The 20,991-nt window shown below is 64.1% G+C and carries 16 protein-coding genes; 11 read left to right on the top strand and 5 right to left on the bottom strand.

Features of this window, described 5'->3' with window-relative positions:
- Positions 1 to 91: 91 nt before the first annotated feature.
- Positions 92 to 589 (bottom strand): MarR family transcriptional regulator, encoded by a 498-nt coding sequence (locus FJ423_RS31400; protein WP_140847391.1) that lies wholly within the window; start codon positions 587 to 589, stop codon positions 92 to 94.
- A gap of 99 nt (positions 590 to 688) precedes the next feature.
- On the opposite strand from FJ423_RS31400, the gene FJ423_RS31395 reads away from it, so the two are divergent.
- Entirely contained in the window at positions 689 to 1,621 is a 933-nt protein-coding gene (locus FJ423_RS31395; protein WP_140847388.1) for a DMT family transporter, read from the top strand.
- A 157-nt stretch (positions 1,622 to 1,778) separates the two neighbouring features.
- Here FJ423_RS31395 and ubiG read toward each other — a convergent pair whose 3' ends face one another.
- Entirely contained in the window at positions 1,779 to 2,528 is a 750-nt protein-coding gene (gene ubiG, locus FJ423_RS31390; RefSeq protein ID WP_095767522.1) for a bifunctional 2-polyprenyl-6-hydroxyphenol methylase/3-demethylubiquinol 3-O-methyltransferase UbiG, read from the bottom strand.
- A 245-nt stretch (positions 2,529 to 2,773) separates the two neighbouring features.
- Here ubiG and FJ423_RS31385 point away from each other — a divergent pair, with 245 nt between their 5' ends.
- Entirely contained in the window at positions 2,774 to 3,331 is a 558-nt protein-coding gene (locus FJ423_RS31385) for a putative glycolipid-binding domain-containing protein (RefSeq protein ID WP_140847385.1), read from the top strand.
- Between the two features lie 30 nt (positions 3,332 to 3,361).
- Here the strand turns inward: FJ423_RS31385 and FJ423_RS31380 are convergent, their stop codons facing one another.
- Positions 3,362 to 3,658, bottom strand: a complete 297-nt coding sequence (locus FJ423_RS31380) for an antibiotic biosynthesis monooxygenase (protein ID WP_140847382.1) — start codon at positions 3,656 to 3,658, stop codon at positions 3,362 to 3,364.
- Positions 3,659 to 3,870: 212 nt separating this feature from the next.
- Here FJ423_RS31380 and FJ423_RS31375 point away from each other — a divergent pair, with 212 nt between their 5' ends.
- The 8 genes from FJ423_RS31375 (at position 3,871) to FJ423_RS31340 (ending at position 15,985) form a co-directional block, all read left to right on the top strand.
- Entirely contained in the window at positions 3,871 to 5,124 is a 1,254-nt protein-coding gene (locus FJ423_RS31375) for an aspartate kinase (protein WP_140847379.1), read from the top strand.
- Between the two features lie 83 nt (positions 5,125 to 5,207).
- Positions 5,208 to 7,478, top strand: a complete 2,271-nt coding sequence (ptsP, locus tag FJ423_RS31370) for a phosphoenolpyruvate--protein phosphotransferase (protein WP_140632771.1) — start codon at positions 5,208 to 5,210, stop codon at positions 7,476 to 7,478.
- Positions 7,479 to 7,618: 140 nt separating this feature from the next.
- Entirely contained in the window at positions 7,619 to 8,698 is a 1,080-nt protein-coding gene (gene prfA / locus FJ423_RS31365) for a peptide chain release factor 1 (RefSeq protein ID WP_140847376.1), read from the top strand.
- On the top strand, positions 8,691 to 9,560 hold the full coding sequence (prmC, locus tag FJ423_RS31360) for a peptide chain release factor N(5)-glutamine methyltransferase (RefSeq protein WP_140847373.1): 870 nt from the start codon (positions 8,691 to 8,693) through the stop codon (positions 9,558 to 9,560). Before prfA ends, prmC begins: the two co-directional genes overlap by 8 nt.
- 313 nt (positions 9,561 to 9,873) lie before the next feature.
- Entirely contained in the window at positions 9,874 to 10,908 is a 1,035-nt protein-coding gene (locus tag FJ423_RS31355; RefSeq protein WP_181174966.1) for a DUF4167 domain-containing protein, read from the top strand.
- A gap of 223 nt (positions 10,909 to 11,131) precedes the next feature.
- Positions 11,132 to 13,738: an ATP-dependent chaperone ClpB gene (clpB, locus tag FJ423_RS31350; RefSeq protein ID WP_140847370.1), complete on the top strand. Its 2,607-nt coding sequence runs from the start codon at positions 11,132 to 11,134 to the stop codon at positions 13,736 to 13,738.
- A gap of 116 nt (positions 13,739 to 13,854) precedes the next feature.
- Complete coding sequence (locus tag FJ423_RS31345; protein WP_140543607.1) at positions 13,855 to 14,220, top strand: MmcQ/YjbR family DNA-binding protein; 366 nt, start codon at positions 13,855 to 13,857, stop codon at positions 14,218 to 14,220.
- 232 nt (positions 14,221 to 14,452) lie between these two features.
- Positions 14,453 to 15,985: a L,D-transpeptidase family protein gene (locus tag FJ423_RS31340; RefSeq protein WP_140847367.1), complete on the top strand. Its 1,533-nt coding sequence runs from the start codon at positions 14,453 to 14,455 to the stop codon at positions 15,983 to 15,985.
- On the opposite strand, the gene FJ423_RS31335 is transcribed toward FJ423_RS31340, so the two are convergent.
- Positions 15,959 to 16,591, bottom strand: coding sequence for a TMEM175 family protein (locus FJ423_RS31335; RefSeq protein ID WP_140543611.1), 633 nt, complete (start codon positions 16,589 to 16,591; stop codon positions 15,959 to 15,961). The two genes, FJ423_RS31340 and FJ423_RS31335, sit on opposite strands and share 27 nt — an antisense overlap.
- 224 nt (positions 16,592 to 16,815) lie before the next feature.
- Here FJ423_RS31335 and FJ423_RS31330 point away from each other — a divergent pair, with 224 nt between their 5' ends.
- Positions 16,816 to 18,369 (top strand): MFS transporter, encoded by a 1,554-nt coding sequence (locus tag FJ423_RS31330; protein ID WP_140847365.1) that lies wholly within the window; start codon positions 16,816 to 16,818, stop codon positions 18,367 to 18,369.
- Here FJ423_RS31330 and FJ423_RS31325 read toward each other — a convergent pair.
- On the bottom strand, positions 18,366 to 20,345 hold the full coding sequence (locus FJ423_RS31325; RefSeq protein WP_181174965.1) for a M23 family metallopeptidase: 1,980 nt from the start codon (positions 20,343 to 20,345) through the stop codon (positions 18,366 to 18,368). The two genes, FJ423_RS31330 and FJ423_RS31325, sit on opposite strands and share 4 nt — an antisense overlap.
- Positions 20,346 to 20,991: the final 646 nt, after the last annotated feature.

Here is a 20,991-nt window from a genome sequence, read left to right as displayed (position 1 = left end):
TTCTCGTAAGCCACCATTCTCGGCTCGGCCTGACCTGAATCTCAATACACCTTGGCGCAAGTTCACGAAGGTGGAAAGCAGGAGGCATACGCTAGGCAGAGGTTTGGCCCAAGCTTCCGATCAGTTTTTCCAGCAGTTTCGCCAGCATTTCCCGATCCTCGCGTGTCAGGCCGGCGAGGATTTCGTGCTCGTTGGCGACGTGGGCGGCAAGCGCTTCGTTGATGAGCTCGAGGCCTTTCCCGGTCAATTGCACCACCACACCGCGCCGATCGTTGGGATGCGGCGCGCGCTGGATAAGGCCGGCCTTCTCCAGCCGGTCGAGGCGCGCGGTCATGGCACCCGACGTCACCATCGTCGCCTCGTAAAGCTCGGTCGGCGTCAGCGCATAGGGCGCGCCGGAACGGCGCAATGTCGCCAGCACATCGAATTCGCCGGACTGCAGCCCGAAGCGGACGAAGACCGGCGCCAGGCGGTCGCGCGCGATGAGCGCCGAGACCTCGTTCAGCCGCCCGATGACGCCCATCGGCGACACGTCGAGGTCCGGTCGCTCCCGTCGCCACTGCTCCATGGCTTTGTCTGCTCGATCCATGTTGCTCACCATAAAGTATCTTGACATAAAGAATCTTTGTATTATCTTACTGCAACAGGAACTGGCCGCCAAGCGGTCTCGCAGGGACAGGACGAACCAATGAGACTTCTCTGGGATTCAGCGATTTGGCTTCTGGTCGTGACGGGCAGCCTGCTGGGCATGACGCTGCCGTTCGGCAAGCTCGCCACCGCTGCCGGGGTGCCGGCCATGGCCTGGGCCTTCGTCATCTCGCTGGGCGCAGGCGGCGTGCTGTTTCTGGCGCTTCTGCTGGGCGGCGAGCGCATCCGGCTGACGCCGCACAAGCTGCGCTATTTCTTCGTCACCGCCGCGATTTCCTACGCCATTCCCAATCTTTTGATGTTCTCGGCCATCCCGCATCTCGGCGCCGGCTACACCGGCATCATGTTCACCCTGTCGCCGGTGATCACGCTGGTGTTCTCGATCGTGCTCGGTGTCAGGCGCCCCAATCTGCTCGGGGTCATCGGCATCGCCGTCGGCTTTGTCGGCGCGGTGATGGTCGCGCTGACGCGCGGCGAGGCAGGGCAGCCGGCCGACTATTTCTGGGTGGCGATCGGGCTGCTCATCCCGGTCAGCCTTGCCGCCGGCAACATCTACCGCACCGTCGACTGGCCGCAAGGCACCGGCCCGATCGAGCTTGCGGTCGGCAGCCATCTGGCCTCGGCCACGCTCCTCCTCATCGGCATTTTTACGCTTCTGGGCACGCGTGCCTTCATTCCGCTCGGCGGCGTGCCGCTCGTGGTCGTCGGCCAGGTAGCGTCGGCCTCGGCGATGTTCGCCTTCTTCTTTCGCCTGCAGGCGGTCGGCGGGCCGGTCTATCTCAGCCAGATCGGCTATGTGGCGGCGGCCGTCGGCCTGTTCGCCGGCACGATCTTCCTCGGCGAGCACTACCAGCTTCTGACCTGGCTGGGCGCCGCCATCATCACCGCCGGCGTCTTCATCACGACCAACGCGCAAAGCCAGACCGGCGCGCCGGCGCCGGTCCGGGTCGAGCCGGCGGCGTCCCGCAGCTAGAGCAATTCCAGAAAAAGTGTGAGCGGTTTTCCGTCCGGAATTGCGTCAAAACAAAGAGATAGAGCGGTTCGCCTTGTCCGTGAAACGGTGAAACGCTCTAGTTCTCGTTGCCGCCGGCCACTGGAGGCGTGAGGCGGGCGGTCCGGCTTGCCGCCGATCAGACCGAAGCTTTCTCCGCCAACACCATGTAATTGACGTCCATGTCCCTGGATTTCTGCCAGCGGTCGGCCAGCGGATGGTAGATGACGCCGGTGCGGTCGATCACCGTGAGCCCGGCAGCGCCCAGCGCCTTCGCAAGCTCCTCCGGACGGACCAGCTTGCCGAACTGATGCGTGCCGCGCGGCAGCCAGCGCAGCAGATATTCGGCGCCGATGATGGCAAGGCCGAGCGCTTTCAGCGTGCGGTTGATGGTGGCGACGAACATGATGCCGCCGGGGCGGACCATCTGGCCGCATTTGGCCACGAACAGGTCGACATCGGCGACATGCTCGACCACTTCCATGTTCAGGATGACATCGAAGGTCTCGCCGGCATCGGCCAGCGCCTCGGCCGTGGTGGCGCGGTAGTCGACGCTGACGCCGGCCTCCGCCGCGTGCAGCTTCGCCACTTCGATGTTGGTCGCGGAAGCATCGGCGCCGACCACTTCGGCGCCAAGCCTGGCCATCGGCTCGCACAGCAAACCGCCGCCGCAGCCGATATCGAGGAAGCGCAGGCCATCGAAAGGCCGCGCCGCGCGCGGATCGCGGCCGAAACGGGCCGCAACCTGATCGCGGATATAGGCAAGCCGCACCGGATTGAACTTGTGCAGCGGACGGAACTTGCCATTCGGGTTCCACCATTCGGCGGCAAGGGCGGAGAAGCGTTCCACTTCTCCGGCATCGATGGTCGATCGGCGGGGCTCTGGCATAGGCGGGTCTCCTCGAACGCCAAGAAGTCGGGGAACGCTAGGAAGTCGGGCGCGGGGGAGGGAATGTCAAGGCGGGTTTTTTGCTGCTGACGTCAGACCGCCGGCAGGTCCAACCATGTCGATGGATCAGGCCGCGTTCTGTCAGCACCTGACAGCTTGGTTGCCGCGCTGCCGAAACAAATCGGATGGGCGAACGAAAAGCTGTCATGAACAGGGAGCGAGACCGAGACGGGAGCTGTGCGAAAATGCGAATTCTGGCTTCGATCCTTTGGCAACGGCTCAACCTGGAGGGGCACGACGCTTGCCTGCTTGGCGAGACGGATGACAGCCGGACTCTCAAGGGCCATGCGCTTTTCGCCCACGACGCCGGTCCGTGCGGCCTTGCCTATGAGGTGGATTGCGACCTGAGCTGGCGTACCCGCAGGGCGCGGGTCGACGGCTTTTGCGGGATGCGGGAGATGCATTATCAGATTGAACGTCTTGCCGACGGCCAGTGGCTGCTGAACGGCGCAAGCCAGGCGGAGGTTGCCGGCCTCGTCGACGTCGATCTCGGCTTCACGCCCGCCACCAATCTTCTGGCGATCCGTCGGCTCGAGCTTGGCGACGGCATGGCGGCGCCGGCGCCGGCCGCTTATCTGGCCTTTCCTGAACTCAGGCTCTCGCGTCTCGAACAGACCTACCGGCGGCTCGACGACAGCCGCTATGCTTATGCCGCACCCGTGTACGGCTACGATGCTGTCCTGACGGTCTCGCCGGCCGGTTTCGTTCTCGACTATCCCGGTCTGTGGCGAAGCGCTACCTGAGCCGCGAGCGCGCGACCGGCAATGTCGTGATCAACGCGACAGCGCGATCGTTGCGTGGTTCATGGCGACGCTGGTCGGCTCGATCGCCTGCACGGCTTCGCTGCCGCCGATCTCGGCCATGATGCGGTCGGCCGCCGCCTGGGCCTGTTCCATGCTCTGCCAGCGCACCACATCCACCCAGCTTCCGTCCTCGCGCCGGCCGAGATGCCGGCTGAGGAAGCCTGGCTGCCGGGCGAGCCAGTCAGTGATGACGCCGTTGCTGGCGACAAAGCCGGCTTCGGCGCCGGGCTTGAGGCGGAAGGTGACGATTTCCAGGGTTTCGGTCATGAGACTCTCCAGCGCGCCGTTTCGCCAGTCTTATGGCATGATCGGCGACAAGATTCTGTCAGGATAGACGGTGCCGGGCCGCTCTTGGCCGCGCTCGCTTGCGAAGCGTTGCTGTTTTGGCTAAGGAGGCCGCGCATTCCGGCGCCGGGCTTACCCGGCGTTTCCTCTCGTTCCGGGCTCGAGCCGGCTTCAGTCAAAGGCATTTCGCTTCCATGGCGCGTATCGTGATGAAATTCGGCGGAACCTCGGTCGCCGACATCGCCCGCATCCGCAACGTGGCGCGCCATGTCAAACGCGAGGTCGATGCCGGCCACGAGGTTGCCGTGGTGGTCTCGGCGATGGCCGGCAAGACCAACGAGCTGGTCGGCTGGACCCGCGAAGCCTCGCCCATGCACGACGCGCGCGAATATGACGCCGTTGTCGCGTCGGGCGAGCAGGTCACGGCCGGTCTCCTGGCGATCACGCTGCAGAACATGGGCATCCATGCACGGTCCTGGCAGGGCTGGCAGATCCCGATCAAGACCGACAACGCGCATGGCGCAGCACGCATCCTTGATATCGACGGCGCCTTCCTGATCAAGCGCTTCGGCGAGGGCCAGGTGGCGGTCATCGCTGGTTTCCAGGGCATCGGCCCGGACAACCGCATATCGACGCTCGGCCGCGGCGGCTCCGACACCAGCGCCGTGGCGATCGCGGCGGCGGTCAAGGCCGACCGTTGCGACATCTATACCGATGTCGACGGCGTCTACACGACCGACCCTCGTATCGAGCCGAAAGCCCGTCGGCTGGCCAAGATTTCGTTCGAGGAAATGCTCGAAATGGCTTCGCTCGGCGCCAAGGTGCTGCAAGTGCGCTCGGTCGAGCTTGCCATGGTACACAGGGTGCGTACCTTCGTGCGGTCGTCCTTCGACGATCCCGACGCGCCCGGAATGGGGGATTTGCTCAATCCGCCCGGAACGCTTATTTGCGACGAGGAAGAGATCGTGGAACAGCAGGTCGTCACCGGAATTGCCTACGCCAAGGACGAAGCGCAGATCTCGCTGCGCCGCGTCGGCGACCGTCCAGGCGTTGCCGCCGGCATCTTCGGCCCGCTGGCCGAAGCCAACATCAATGTCGACATGATCGTCCAGAACATCTCCGAGGACGGCAAGTTCACCGATATGACCTTCACCGTGCCGTCCGGCGATGTCGACAAGGCGCTTGCCGTGCTGGAGAGGCTGAAACCCGATGTCGGCTACGACGTCGTCCAGTCGGAAGCCGGCATGTCGAAGGTCTCGGTCATCGGCATCGGCATGCGCAGCCACGCCGGCGTCGCCGCCACCGCCTTCAAGGCGCTGGCCGACAAGGCGATCAACATCCGCGCCATCACCACTTCCGAGATCAAAATCTCGATACTGATCGACGGTCCCTATACGGAACTTGCAGTTCGTACTTTGCATTCCGTCTACGGGCTCGATAAGCAATAGCAAGAACTGAGTCAGTTGTTGCGTGAACGCCGGCCGCGGGAGAAACTGCGGCGGGCGAAATGCCCATTGGAGAACAAGCCGCGATGCGTGATACGGCCAGTGGCCCGCGCGTTCTGCTCAAACGGCTTCGCGAGCTCATGCAGGAGCCGCTGGAGCCGCAGGAGCGGCTCGACCGCATCGTGCGCGACATCGCCTCCAACATGGTCGCCGAAGTCTGCTCGCTCTACGTGCTGCGCGCGGATTCGGTGCTCGAGCTCTACGCCACCGAAGGTTTGAACCCCAACGCCGTCCACCTGGCGCAGCTGCGGCTCGGGCAGGGCCTGGTCGGCACGATCGCCGCCAGCGCGCGACCGCTCAATCTATCCAATGCGCAGGAGCATCCGGCTTTCGCCTACCTGCCGGAGACGGGCGAAGAGATATACAACTCCTTCCTCGGCGTACCGGTGCTGCGGGCAGGGCGCACGCTAGGCGTGCTGGTGGTGCAGAACAAGACCATGCGCCATTACCGCGACGACGAGGTCGAGGCGCTGGAAACGACGGCGATGGTGATCGCCGAGATGATCGCCACCGGCGATCTCGCCCGCCTGACCAAGCCGGGGCTGGAACTCGACCTGCGCCGCCCGGTGAGCTTCACCGGCCTTTCCTTCAATGAGGGCGTCGGGCTCGGCCATGTCGTGCTGCACGAGCCGCGCATCGTCGTCACCAACCTCTTCAACGAGGACAGCGAGGAGGAGGTGCGCCGGCTGCAGTCCTCACTCGGCTCGCTCCGGCTCTCCATCGACGACATGCTGGAGCGGCGCGAGGTCGCGTTCGAGGGCGAGCACCGCGAGGTGCTTGAGGCCTATCGCATGTTCGCCAACGACAGCGGTTGGGTGCGGCGGCTGGAAGAGGCGATCCGAAACGGCCTGACGGCGGAAGCCGCCGTCGAAAAGGTGCAGAGCGACATGCGCGCGCGCATGCTGCACATGACCGACCCTTATCTGCGCGAGCGGATGAGCGATTTCGACGACCTCGCAAACCGGTTGCTGCGCCAGCTGATGGGACGCGGTCCGGAAGATGTCGCGGCCTCGCTGCCCAAGGACGCCATCATCGTCGCCCGCTCGATGGGCGCGGCCGAGCTGCTCGATTATCCGCGCGACAAGCTGCGCGGCCTGGTGCTGGAGGACGGCGCCGCCACCAGCCATGTCGTGATCGTCGCGCGCGCCATGGGCATTCCCGTCGCCGGACAAATGAAGGGCGCCGTTTCCATGGCGGAAAACGGCGACGCCATCATCGTCGACGGCGAGGAAGGCACCATCCATCTCAGGCCGCAATCCGACCTGGAAGCCGCCTATGCCGAAAAAGTCCGCTTCAGGGCGCGGCGACAGGAAGTCTATCGCGAGCTGCGCAAGAAGCCGTCGCTGACCAAGGACGGGGTTCCGGTCGATCTGCTGATGAATGCGGGCCTGGCGGTCGACCTGCCGCAGCTGACCGAATCGGGCGCCGCCGGCATCGGCCTGTTCCGCACCGAATTGCAGTTCATGGTTGCCTCGACCTTCCCCCGCGCCGAGGCGCAGGAACGGCTTTACCGCGACGTGCTCGAGGCGGCGCGCGGCAAGCCGGTCACCTTCCGCACCATAGACATCGGCGGCGACAAGGTGCTGCCCTATTTCAAGGGCGCGGTGCAGGAAGAGAACCCGGCGCTGGGCTGGCGGGCGATCCGGCTCACCCTCGACCGTCCCGGCCTGCTCAGGACTCAGATACGGGCGCTGCTTAAGGCCAGCGGCGGCCGCGAGCTGAAGCTGATGCTGCCGATGGTGACCGAGCTGTCGGAAATCGCGCAGGCGCGCGAGATCATCGACCGCGAGGTCCGGCATTTGTCGCGCTTCGCGCATCACCTGCCCACCAGCCTCAAGCTCGGCGCGATGCTGGAAGTGCCGTCGCTGCTGTTCCAGCTCGACGAATTGATGAAGGCGGTGGATTTCGTTTCGGTCGGCTCCAACGACCTCTTCCAGTTCGTCATGGCCGTCGATCGCGGCAACACCCAACTCGCCGACCGCTTCGACAACCTGTCGACGCCGTTTCTGCGGGTGCTGAAGACGATTGCCGATGCCGGCGTGCGCAACGACACCCCGGTGACGCTCTGCGGCGAGCTGGCCGGCAAGCCGATCTCGGCCATGGCGCTGATCGGTCTCGGCTTCCGCTCGATCTCCATGTCGCCGGCATCGATCGGCCCGGTCAAGGCGATGCTCACCGAGCTGCCGCTGCAGGAACTGAAGGCCTTTTTCGACGACAATCTAATGGCGCCCAGCCAGAAATTGCCGATGCGAGCCTTGCTACAGGCCTTTGCAGACGATCGCTCGATTCCGCTCTAGAATTCACGTGAGGGCGGTCTGCAAATGGCGATTTTCTGCGCTTCCGGTGCCCATGTACCTAAATGTACATTCCGCTCCGGTTCTCGAAATTCCCCATTTTCGGCTCGCCCTGACGTGAATTCCATCGAAGTTCGAAGATCATGATCAACCTGCCCCGCGACCGTATGGATCAAGTCGTCAAGCGTTTCGACATGCTCGAGGCGCAGATGGCGGCCGGACCCGCCGCCGACGCCTATGTGAAGATGGCTTCGGAATATGCCGACATCCAGGACATGGTGGGCAAGATCCGGGCGCTGCGCGCCGCCGAGCAGGAGCAGGCGGACCTCGAGGCGATGCTTGCCGACAAAGCGACCGATGCCGAGATGCGCGCGCTGGCCGAGGCCGACCTGCCGGAGGTCGAGAGCCGTATCGAGGCGCTGCAGAAGGACATCCAAATCCTGCTGCTGCCCAAGGATGCGGCCGACGAGAGGAACGCCATCCTCGAAATCCGCGCCGGCACAGGCGGCGACGAGGCGGCGTTGTTCGCAGGCGATCTCTTTCGCATGTATGAGCGCTATGCCGCCTCGCGCGGCTGGCGCTTCGAGGTGGTATCGGCGAGCGAGGGCGAGGTCGGCGGCTACAAGGAAATCATCGCCGCGGTATCGGGCAAGGGCGTGTTCGCGCATCTGAAGTTCGAATCCGGCGTGCACCGCGTGCAGCGCGTGCCGGAAACCGAGGCCGGCGGGCGCATCCACACCTCGGCCGCGACCGTCGCCGTGCTGCCCGAGGCCGAGGAGGTCGATATCGAAATCCGGGCGGAGGACATCCGCATCGACACGATGCGGGCCTCCGGCTCGGGCGGCCAGCACGTCAACACCACCGATTCGGCGGTTCGCATCACCCATTTGCCGACCGGCATCATGGTGGTGCAGGCGGAAAAGTCGCAGCACCAGAACCGGGCGCGCGCCATGCAGATCCTGAGGGCCAGACTCTACGATCTCGAGCGCAGCCGCGCGGATGAGGAGCGCTCGTCATCGCGAAAATCGCAGGTCGGCTCCGGCGACCGCTCGGAGCGCATCCGCACCTACAATTTCCCGCAAGGCCGTGTCACCGACCACCGCATCAATCTGACGCTCTACAAACTCGACCGGGTGATCATGGGCGAGTTGGACGAGATCGTCGGCGCGCTGATCGCCGATCATCAGTCGAAGCTGCTTGCCGATATGAGCCTCGATGGCTGATCGACTGCCCGCCGCGCTCGGGCCGCTGCTCAGGGCAGCGCGCGAGCGTCTGGCTATAGCCGGCATCGACGATCCGGCGCTCGATTCGCGGCTGATCGTCGAGCATTTCTCGGGCACGACCCGTACCCAGGCCATCGCCGAACCGGGACAAGAGGTTGGTTCGGCGGCGCTTTCGGCCATCGAAGCGGCCCTGAGGCGTCGCGTCGCAGGCGAGCCGGTGCACCGCATCCTCGGCTACCGCGAATTCTACGGTTTGCGCCTGTCGCTTTCGCCGGAGACGCTGGAGCCCCGGCCGGATACCGAGACGCTGGTCGACGCCGTCCTGCCCTTTGCGCGGGCAACGGCCGAAAGGCTTGGCGAATTCCGCATTCTCGATCTCGGCACGGGCACCGGCGCCATCGCGCTGGCGCTGCTCAGCGCCGTTCCGGCGGCCACCGCGACGGGCGTCGACATTTCGCTCGACGCATTGGCGGTTGCGGCCGGAAACGCCCGAGACCTGGGGCTCGGCGAACGCTTCAAAGCCTTGCATTCCAACTGGTTCGAAAAAGTTTCGGGCCACTACCATGTAATTGCCTCGAACCCTCCCTATATACCCAGTCGAGACATCGGAAATCTGCAGGACGAGGTCCGCGATTTCGACCCGCACCGGGCCCTGGACGGCGGTGCGGACGGTTTGGACCCCTATCGGGTCATTGCCGCTGAAGCGGCGGAATTTCTGCAAGCGCAAGGCAAGGTAGCGGTCGAGATCGGCCATACGCAGAAAAACGAGGTCACCGGGATATTCGCGGCAGCCGGCTATGTGTTAACCGGGTCACATCGCGATCTCGGCGGCAATGACAGAGTTCTAGTGTTCGAGCGTTGAAAGCCCTGATGCAGTGCGAAAAAACCGCTTGGCAATACCCGGGAATGCAGTTAGGGTCCGGCTCAACCGGATGAGACGAAGCAGGCAGTGCTCCCAGCGATTCGGTTTTCCTTGGAAATAGCTGCCTTCTTGCGCAAACGACGCCCAAGCTTCGTGCGGGAATCATCCGGCAAATGATGTAACCGGGACAGGATGGCACGTGGCGCCAACGCAATTGATGCGGGCGAACGCCGGTGAAGAGACGAAACGGCTGGCTGCATGAGCGCCACCGTTCGTGAAGAGTTTTTCGAAAATTCACTATGAAGAGAGTCTAATGAGGCCACAACAGCAGAACAGGCGCATGCGCGGTCGCAACAACAATGGCGGCGGTGGCAACAACAACAACCGCAAGGGGCCCAATCCCCTGACCCGCAACTACGAGAGCAACGGCCCGGACGTGAAGATCCGCGGATCGGCTCAGCAGATCGCCGAAAAATACGCCACACTCGCCCGTGACGCGCAAAGCTCCGGCGACCGGGTTATGGCGGAGAACTACCTCCAGCACGCCGAGCATTACAATCGCATCATTGCCGCCGCGCAGGCGCAGATGCCGATCCAGAACACTCAGCAGAACCGCGACGACTTCGACGACGATATGGACGAGGATCGCGAGGAGTTCGACAATATCGGCAACAACAGCGGCAACGGCGCCGATGCGCCGGGCACGGCGAGCGGCTCCGGCCCGCAGCCAGTGATCGAAGGCACGCCGGCGGAACTCGCCTACAACCAGGAAAACGGCCGCGACAACAACAGCCGTCGCGACAACAATCAGCGCGACAACAATGGCCGCGACCGGCATCGTGACCGCCGCAACGGCGGCGGCCAGTATGGCCAGAACGGTCAGCGTGGCGAAAACGCCCAGCGCGGCGAGCAGGGCGGCCAGCAGTTCGACCAGAACCGCCGCAATGAGGGACAGGCGCAGCCCGAGGCGACCGGCGAGGCTGGTTCACAGGCCGTGCAGGCGCCGCAGTTCGACAGTTTCTCGCCGGCCGCCCTTGCCGCACAGGCCGAGCTCAACGAAGCCGCCCAGGACAATGGCGGCCGCCGTCCGCGGCGTCCGCGGCGTCCCCGCGGCAGCTATGCCGACCAGGCCGGTGGCGGGCGGGGCGACCAGCCGGAGGGCTCGAGCCCCGAAGGTTCCGGTCCCGAAAGTTCAGGCGAAACGCGCAACGCGGTGAACAATAGCGACGAGGTCGGCGCCAAGCCGGCCGAAGAGGCGAACCAGGCGAGGGAGCCTGCCGCCAGCGAGCCGGCACCTGTTGTCAACGAAGCCCCCGGCGAGCCTGTAGCTGCCGACGCAAACAACTGATCCAGACGCCATTTCAAGCGTCGCTGACGGCGGAGAGAAATCTCCGCCGTTTTTGTATGTGCGCGCCTGCGATATTCTGCATTGATCGACATCAAGGCGTCTTGAGGGACCGTGGCCCATACACCATATCTCGGCTGAACAGGGCTCGGCTCTTTTGAGCGGGTCCGTCACCGCAATCTGATCCGGTGCCGCAAAGTGGGCCGGTGATGGAAGGAGACAGCGAATGAATCTTGAAAAATACTCGGAGCGCGTGCGCGGCTTCATCCAGTCCGCGCAGACCATGGCGCTCTCGCGCAACCACCAGCAATTTACGCCCGAACATATACTGAAGGTGCTCGTCGACGATGACGAGGGCCTCGCCGCATCCTTGATCGAGCGCGCCGGCGGCAATGTCCGCGACGTCAAGCTCGGCGTCGAGACGGCGCTCGAGGCGATGCCCAAGGTCGAAGGTGGCAACGGCCAGCTTTACCTCGCCCAGCCGCTGGCCAAGGTGTTCTCAACCGCCGAGGACCTGGCCAAGAAGGCCGGCGACAGCTTCGTCACCGTCGAGCGGCTGCTGCAGGCGCTTGTCATGGAGAAGTCGGCCAAGACCGCCGACATCCTGTCCAAGGCGGGCGTCACCGCGCAGGCGCTCAACCAGGCGATCAACGACATCCGCAAGGGCCGCACCGCCGATTCGGCCAGCGCCGAGCAGGGCTATGACGCGCTGAAGAAATACGCGCGCGACCTCACCGCCGACGCCCGCGCCGGCAAGCTCGATCCGGTCATCGGCCGCGACGACGAGATCCGCCGCACCATCCAGGTGCTGTCGCGGCGCACCAAGAACAATCCCGTGCTGATCGGCGAGCCGGGCGTCGGCAAGACGGCGATTGCCGAGGGCCTGGCGCTGCGCATCGTCAATGGCGACGTGCCGGAATCGCTGAAGGACAAGCAATTGATGGCGCTCGACATGGGCGCGCTGATTGCCGGCGCCAAATATCGCGGCGAGTTCGAGGAGCGGCTGAAGGCCGTGCTCAACGAGGTAACCTCGGCCAGCGGCAACATCATCCTGTTCATCGACGAGATGCACACGCTGGTCGGCGCCGGCAAGGCGGACGGCGCGATGGACGCCTCGAACCTGTTGAAGCCCGCGCTGGCGCGCGGCGAATTGCACTGCGTCGGCGCGACCACACTCGACGAATACCGCAAGCATGTCGAAAAGGATGCCGCGCTTGCCCGCCGTTTCCAGCCCGTCTTCGTCGACGAGCCGACGGTGGAAGACACGGTTTCGATCCTGCGCGGCCTGAAGGAGAAGTACGAGCAGCACCACAAGGTGCGCATCTCCGATTCCGCACTTGTATCGGCGGCCGCGCTTTCCAACCGCTACATCGCCGACCGCTTCCTTCCCGACAAGGCGATCGACCTGATAGACGAGGCGGCGTCCAGGCTGCGCATGCAGGTCGATTCCAAGCCCGAGGCGCTGGACGAGATCGACCGCCGCATCATGCAGCTCAAGATCGAACGCGAGGCGCTGAAGGTCGAGAAGGACGAGGCCTCGAAGGACCGGCTTGCCCGGCTGGAGAAGGAACTCGCCGATCTCGAGGAGGAATCGAGCGAGCTGACCACCAAGTGGCAGGCCGAAAAGCAGAAGCTTGGCCTTGCCGCCGACCTGAAGAAACAGCTCGACGAGACGCGCAACGAACTGGCGATCGCGCAGCGCAAGGGCGAGTTCCAGCGCGCCGGCGAGCTTGCCTATGGCAAGATCCCGGAGCTCGAGAAGAAGCTCAAGGAAGCCGAGGCGCAGGACGGCAAGACCGGCATGGTGGAAGAGGTGGTCACGCCCGACCACGTCGCGCATGTCGTGTCGCGCTGGACCGGCATTCCGGTCGACAAGATGCTGGAGGGGCAGCGCGAGAAGCTCTTGCGCATGGAAGACGAGATCGGCAAGCGCGTCGTCGGCCAGGGCGAAGCCGTGCAGGCGGTATCCAAGGCCGTGCGCCGCGCCCGCGCCGGGCTGCAGGATCCGAACCGGCCGATCGGCTCGTTCATGTTCCTCGGACCGACCGGCGTCGGCAAGACCGAGCTCACCAAGGCGCTGGCCAGCTTCCTGTTCGACGACGAGACGGCGCTGGTGCGCATCGACATGTCGGAGTTCATGGAGAAGCACTCCGTCGCCCGGCTGATCGGCGCGCCTCCCGGCTATGTCGGTTATGAGGAGGGCGGCGCGCTGACCGAAGCGGTGCGGCGCCGGCCCTATCAGGTCGTGCTGTTCGATGAGATCGAGAAGGCGCATCCGGACGTGTTCAACGTGCTCCTGCAGGTGCTCGACGACGGAAGGCTGACCGACGGCCAGGGCCGCACGGTCGACTTCCGCAACACGCTGATCATCATGACGTCCAATCTTGGCGCCGAGTATCTGGTCAATCTCAGCGACGACCAGGATGTCGACGCCGTGCGCGACGAGGTGATGAGCGTGGTGAAGGCCTCGTTCCGGCCGGAGTTCCTCAACCGCGTCGACGAGGTGATCCTGTTCCACCGGCTGCGCCGGCTGGATATGGACCGCATTGTCGAGATCCAGCTCAAGCGGCTGGAGAACCTGCTTACCGACCGCAAGATCGCGCTGTCGCTGGATCACGACGCCATCGAGTGGCTGGCGTCGAAGGGCTACGATCCGGCCTATGGCGCCAGACCGCTGAAGCGGGTGATGCAGAAGGAGCTGCAGGATCCGCTGGCGGAGAAGATCCTGCTCGGCGAGATTCTCGACGGTTCGACAGTCAAGGTCACCGCCGGCTCCGACCGGTTGAACTTCCGCTCGAAGCCGACCGTGGTGGCGACGGAAGCCGCCGCCTGATTTCGGGCGAGCTTGAATGAACGCGAAGCGCGTCGCATCGTATGGTGCGGCGCGCTTTGTTATTCGCAGTGATTGCGCATAATCGGCTGCCGATTCGGATGACCGCGAAGGACTTGATGAAGCTCGACGATTACAATGGCTTCTGCGCTTCATTGCCCGCCACGACGCATGTCGTTCAGTGGGGCGGCGCCCATGTCTGGAAGGTCGGCGGCAAGGTGTTCGCCATCGGCGGCTGGAACGAGGGCGGCGAGCTCTTCGTCACCTTCAAATGTTCCGAGATGGCGTATGACGTGCTGAAGGATCAGCCGGGCTGCCGGCCGGCGCCCTATCTCGCCTCGCGCGGCATGAAATGGATCCAGCGTCAGACAAGCCAAAGCATGGATGATGCGGCGCTCGAGGACTATCTGCGCGAGAGCCATCGCCTGGTCGTCCTCAAGCTGACCAGACAGGCACGCAAGGAATTGGGGCTTGCCGCAGGTTAAGGCGCGTCGCGCCGAAACGGATGTGGTCGATGCGCTTTAGCTGTTGTTTCGCATGTCGGCCCCCAGAACCGCTGCGCATTTTTGGGCAACATGCATGAGCTCATATTCCTCAAGGTACCGGAAACCCGCCATCTTCATGCCCGGTTCATGTTGGAATCTTAATTTGGCTAGCTGGTTTGCTGACGAAGGTTCGCCCGCCAGAAGCCCGAGTTGACCGGAGAGCTTGACCCCCATGCTGCGCTTGATCTTTTCCCTTTCGGCACTCGCGGCCGGGCTGGTGTCTTCCAGTGCGTTCGCCATGCCGAGCGCGGATGGTGCGCGGCCTGCGCGCCCGGCTGAGCGCGGCGCGCTGATGCTGGCCCAGGACGGCAATATCGATATCTACTACGACGCCAGGGGTAACCGGGTGCTGGTCGATGCCGACACCGGCAAGGTCATCGCCATCCAGCCGCCGGGCAGCAGGCTCGACCGCCGCGCGCTTCGCCGGCAGATGCGCATGCAGGAACTCGGCCGCGCGCCGGCCGAAGACGACGACCGCTATTATCTCGACAATCCCGATGACATGGCTCGCTTCCGTCGTCGGCAATTGGAAGAGAACGGCCGTGTCATCCCGCCGCCGGTCGATGAGTACGACGACAATTCCGTCGATGCCTATCCGCCGGCGCCCAACAACGATGAAGGCTATGCCACCACTTATCCGGAGGCGCCGAAATCCGACACCATCAAGCGCCAGCCGCTGAACGAAGCGTCGATCGACCCGGAGCAGCCGGGCCAGGGCGAAGTGCTTCAAACCAATCCGGACGCCGAGCCGTCGCTGCCGCCGAACACTGGTGGCAAGGCCACGGTCGATCCGTCGCTGTCGCTCGGCGTGCGCCAGGACGTTGCCGCGCTGCAGGTGCTGCTCGATCGCGGCGGCGCCTCGCCGGGCGTGATCGACGGGCGCTTCGGCTCGAACGTCGACAAGGCGCTTGCCGCCTACAACGAAATAAACGGTACCAATCTGAAGTCGACCGATGCAGTCGGCATCCAGGCGGCGCTTGCACAGTCGGGCGGCGACGCCTTCGCCTCCTACACGATCACACCGGAAGACGCGGCCGGCCCTTACGTCGCCTCGATACCGGAGGACTACAGCCAGAAGGCCAAGCTCGACTGCATGTGCTACACCTCGGTCACCGAGGCGCTGGCCGAACGCTTCCATATGGACGAGACCTATCTGAGATCGATCAACAAGGGCGTGGACTTCAATCGCCCGGGCACGATGATCAAGGTCGCCAATTTCGGCAAGCTAGTCTCGACGCCGGTAACGCGTATCATCGCCGACAAGACCAAGAAGGAAGTCTACGCCTATGATGGGAGCGGCAAGCTGGTCGCGGCCTATCCCGCGACCATCGGCTCGGCCGACACGCCGTCGCCGACCGGCATTCATGCCGTCTCGCGCATCGCTCTCGACCCGAACTACACCTACAATCCGAACATCAATTTCAAGCAGGGCCAGAACGACAAGATCCTGACCGTCCCCCCGGGACCGAACGGTCCGGTCGGTTCGGTCTGGATCGCACTCGACAAGCCGACCTACGGTATTCACGGCACGCCCGATCCTTCTAAGATTGGCAAAACCGAGAGCCATGGCTGCGTGCGCCTGACCAACTGGGATGCACGCGAGCTTGCCAAGCTGGTGTCGCCGGGCGTCACGGTGGAGTTCGTAGGCGGATCAACAATCGCGGATGTCGGCGGGACCTCAACCGATGAGTTTACGCAGCAGTAAGGCGCGCGGCGCCGCGGCATAGATGAGCTGCACCAGCAGGATGAAGCCTATGCTGAGCAGCGGCGTGATCAGGCAAAGCGCCGCGCCGACCGCCCACAGGATCTGCGCCTTGACGATCCGCTTGTAGACGGTGCGTCGCGTTTCAGCATCGACGTCCTCGGCGATCATGCCGTTCCTGTCGGCATACCACCAGCTTGCGTACAGTGTGGCGCCCAGCATCAGCAGGTTCAGCCAGTAGACCAGTACCGCGCCCCTGAATGCCAGGAAATCGGCGAGAAGGTCGGTTGAGAAGGGCAGCAGCGCGATAAAGGCAAGGAAGCACAGGTTGAGCGTCGCGAGCCGCCGGTCCGATTTCGCAATCAGGCCATGCTGTGCCTGCTGTCCGAACCAGAAGATGGTGAGCGTGAGGAAGCTCAGCGCATAAGTCAGGAATCGCGGCGCCAGCGCCAGGATCGCGGCGAGCAATTCGCCTTCCGAATGCACCGCCTCATGCGACGGCACTCTGATCTCCAGCACGATCAACGTCAGCGCGATGGCGAAAACGCCGTCGGTCACGCCGACGATGCGTCCGCGTCCTTCCGCCGACGGTTCGAGCGGACGCTTCATGGCTTCCCCCTCTCACGCATGATGGGGGAACCTAGCACGCCGGTGGCGGTTTGCATCAGGATTGAGCCCACCTCGTCATCCGGCCCTGAATCAAAAAGAGGGAACATGATGTCGTCCGAAAGCCGCTTCACACTTTTCGGCATCATGTTCTGTCATCTGGTTTCAAGAACAGCGATGCTCTGGCTTGTTGTTGCGCCCGCGCGAGGGGGCTAAGCAGGGATACGATGTCATCAGCGAATGAAACCACTGCCGATTCGCATTCGCCCGCGCGGGCGAACGGCACGTTTTGTCCTCAGACCCAGCGAAAATTCGTGCTGGTCGCTGCGATCCTCGCGTCTGCGCTCGGCTTCATCGACGGTTCGATCCTGGCGATCGCCATGCCGGCGCTGCGCGCGGATCTCGGCGCCAGCCTGGCGCAAGCGCAGTGGATTTCCAACGCCTATGCGTTGACGCTGTCGGCGCTCATCCTGGTGGGGGGCGCTGCCGGCGACCGGTTTGGACTGCGGCGCGCCTTCGTGGCCGGGATCGCGCTGTTCGTCGCGGCTTCGCTCGCCTGCGCGCTGGCGCCCGATCCGGCTATATTGATCGCCTTCCGCGCCATCCAGGGCATTGGTGCGGCGATCATGGTGCCGGGCAGCCTGGCCATCATCGCCAAAGCCTATCCGAAGAAGGAGCGCGGCCGGGCGATCGGCATCTGGGCCGCCGCTTCGGCGCTGACCACGGCGCTCGGTCCCGTGCTGGGCGGCTTCGTGCTCTCGACATTCGGCAATGGCGTCTGGCGCGCGATCTTTGGCATCAACCTGCCGCTTGGGCTGATCTCGATCTATCTGCTTCTGACCAAGGTGCCGGCCGACAAGCCAACCGAAAAACGCAGCCTCGACCTTGGCGGCGCGGCGCTGGCGACGCTTGCTTTCGGCCTGCTCGCCTACGGGTTGACGGCGATGAATGCCGAAGGCGCAGGGTTGATGTCGGGCCCGGCGATCGTTGCCGGCGTGGTCCTGCTTGTTGTCTTCATCTTTTACGAGCACAGGCGGCGCGACCCGATGATCGATCTCGGCCTGTTCCGGATCAGGGCCTTTGCCGGCGCCAATCTGGCGACATTTTTCCTTTATTTCGCGCTGTCGGCCAATTTGTTCTACCTGCCGATGCTGTTGATCGCCGGCTGGCGGCTGAGCGAGGCCGAGGTCGGCTTCATCTTCGTGCCGCTGTCGGCGTCGATCGCGCTTTTGTCCGGACCGGTCGGCCAATGGTCGGATCGCATCGGTCCGCGTTTCCCGATCGCCAGCGGCAGCATGGTCGTCGCCATCGCCTTCGCCGGCCTTGCCTTGCTCACCCATTTCGGCATCCACGATTTCTGGATCGGCACCTTTCCGCTGATGGCACTGATGGGGCTTGGCATGGCGCAAGTCGTGTCGCCGCTGTCGACCGCGGTCATGACGTCCGTCGAGGACAAGGATACGGGGGCCGCATCCGGCATCAACAACGCGGTCTCGCGCGTCGGCGGCCTGATCGCGGTGGCGGCGATGGGCTCGCTGGCGGCCTGGGTTTACGCGCGGATGACCGGCAATGCCGCCGGGGTGCCCGGTTTCGGCGAGCCGCCGGCCTCCGGGCTGGCCGCCAATATCGAAGCGGCCAGGATTGCGGCAAGCGATTCGGCTTTCGCCGCGGTCGCGGCGATCACGGCGCTGCTTTGCGTGCTGTCTTCGCTCACCGCCTGGTTCACGGTTCCCGGACAGGCATCGCCCTGGCCGCAAAAGACAAACGATGAGCAAGATTAGTTCGGAAGCTGCGAATCAGTCTTGGCGCTGGCAACCTTCAGCGCATTGCCGTCTTCCTGCTTCAGAAGATCGTCGATGCGCTCGCGCTCTTTCTTGAAGGCGACGAGATCGTCGCCCTTCAAAACCTTGCCGACCGGCAGGCGCACGCGCATCGAATCGACCTTGGTGCCGTTGACGATCAGTTCGTAGTGAAGGTGCGGGCCGGTAGAGAGGCCGGTCTGGCCGAGATAGCCGATGACCTGCCCCTGCCGGACATGAACGCCTTCCTCGATGCCTTTGGCGAAAGCGCTCTGGTGATTGTAGGAGGTCTCGTAACCATTGGCGTGGCGGATGATGATCTGCTTGCCGTAGCCGCCGGCCCAGCCGGCCTTCTCGACCACGCCGTTGCCGGCGGCGATGATCGGCGTGCCGATCGGCGCTGCCCAGTCGGTGCCGGTGTGCATCCGGACGTAGCCAAGGATCGGATGCCGGCGTGCGCCGAAGCCGGAGGTGAAGCGCCCATTGGGCAGCGGATTGCGTAGCAGGAACTGCTTGGCGCTGCTGCCGTTCTCGTCGAAATAGTCGACGCTGCCGTCCTGCATCTGGAAGCGATAGAAGTTGCGTGTTTGTCCGCCGAAGGTCGACGAGACGTAGAGAAGCTCAGAGCCGTCGGAGGCCTGGTCGTCGCCGTCAGGTTGGGAGAACAGCACTTCGAGGCGGTCGGAAGGCGAGAGCCGCGACTGGAAATCCACGTCGGAAGCGAGCAGTTTGATCAGCTTCTGCGTCATCGCTTTCGACATGCCGTAGGAATAGGCGGTGCGATAGATGCCGTCATAGACATTGGGTAGATTGCCACGCACCACGACGGGCTGCGAATCGTCGAACGCCGTCAAAAGCTCGGGATTGGGCTCCGGCTCCTGCGCCGGCACATACTGGCCACGGTCATCGAGCGCTATGGTGACGATGTGCGTGGTCTTGTCGTAGACGCTGGTGCGCACGACCTTGGCGATGTCGCCGCGCACCTCGAGGCCAACGCGCAGCACCGTTCCGGCCTTTAGCGCCGGGGCGTTCAAAAGCTTGGCGATCGCCTCCGCCATGCCAGTGGCGTCGTCGCCGGTATAGCCCGAATCGGCATAGGCCTCGGCGATATCGGTATCCTTGGTGAAGGGAATGATTTCCTCGGCGAAGGCAGGCGTCTGGTCGTCCGGCGTGGCGCGCGGCGCCACCGAGACGTTTTCCTGCGTGATCTTCACGTCGTAGGAGCCGGCCATCGATTCGGCGAAGGCATCGCCGAACCGCTGCGGATCGATATAGTGCAGCGCTGCCACCTGGACGGCGCCGTCGCTCAAGCCGGTGCCGGCGTCCCGCACCACCTTTTCAACCTCGTCGGCGGAGAGATCGCTTTTTTCGTCGAAGGAGGCCGTCTCGATCGGGAAATCGACCGTCTTCAGGCTCATCTCGCTTTCGACCTTGGCGCCGTAAATCTGTCCGGCGACCGCGGTGGCCGTTGCGGGTTGCGCGTTGTCGTCGCCGTCGTCGCCGAACACCTGCATCGGGTCGAACGGCGGGTAGGGGCGGCTGGTGGTGTGGCCGGCGGCCAGGGCCATCTTGATCTGCACGAAGGGCATGGTGTGGATAACGTCACGGTCGCCGACCTTGGTGACCATCGACACTTCCATGCGCCGCCGGTCCTTCGCCCGGGCGATCTGTCGGGGTGCCACCAGCCGTGTGGTCTTTGCCTGCTCGCCGGAATCATCGCCGCCGCTGGCAAGACCGATGAGCTCGGCGATTTCCGGCGGGGTCGCCAATTGCTGGCGCCCGTCAAGGGCGGCGAACAACGCCACGCCCATCAACACGCTCGATGTCACGCCGGTGAGGAAGGTGCCTGACAGCCAGCGCGCCGAGACCTCGCGGCGGTCGGGCGGACCGCTGCGGCCGTCCGCGATCAGCGGCGGCTCGTTGCCGAGTTCGGCTATGACCTCTTCGGTGTCTTGCATCCAGAAAGGCTGCTTCTTCCCCAGGCGAAACGGCTTGTCGTTGTCGTTGTGGCCATGACAATTGCCTGTCACGGCGGTTGAAGTCAACGAAGCGGCAGGCCGGGGCCGATATCCCCAATCATGCGTCCCTTGCGCAGGGCGCCCTGTCATCCGTCGTCGGCGCGCCTCGCATGTACGCGCGCGCCTTCCTCATATGGGCCGGTTTCACGCCCTAATGCGGCGGCAATAGGGCCTCGTTGCGGATAACCCGGGGGCTGCCGCAAGGGCAGCCGGCTATCGAAAAAGCGGTTCGAAAAATTCGTCGCAAAAAATTCAAAAAAGTTCGAAATCGGTGTTGACGCGTCGAGGGAGGTCCGACTATATACGGCCCACGAACGAGGGCGGTGCGCCGCTGGCGACGAAGAAGTTTGCTTCTAGGTCTGCCCTCTGCTGAAATTCAAGAGAGCCGCGTGAGCGACACTCGATTGGCCCCGAAGCCGAAAAGCGAGACGGGCTGCGACATTGCGTGAAGCGATGTCTGTTCTTTGACAATTGAAGATTGAAGAAAGAGAAACGTGGGCGGCAGAGTCCTGCTGAGCCTCTTACTCCGCCAGGGGTAATTGGTTCGAACGAGACTTTGGCGGATCACGTTTCGTGAGAATAAGTC

This window comes from Mesorhizobium sp. B2-8-9 (assembly GCF_006439475.1).
Classification (GTDB): Bacteria; Pseudomonadota; Alphaproteobacteria; order Rhizobiales; family Rhizobiaceae; genus Mesorhizobium.
This window is presented reverse-complemented; position numbering and strand designations above follow the sequence as displayed.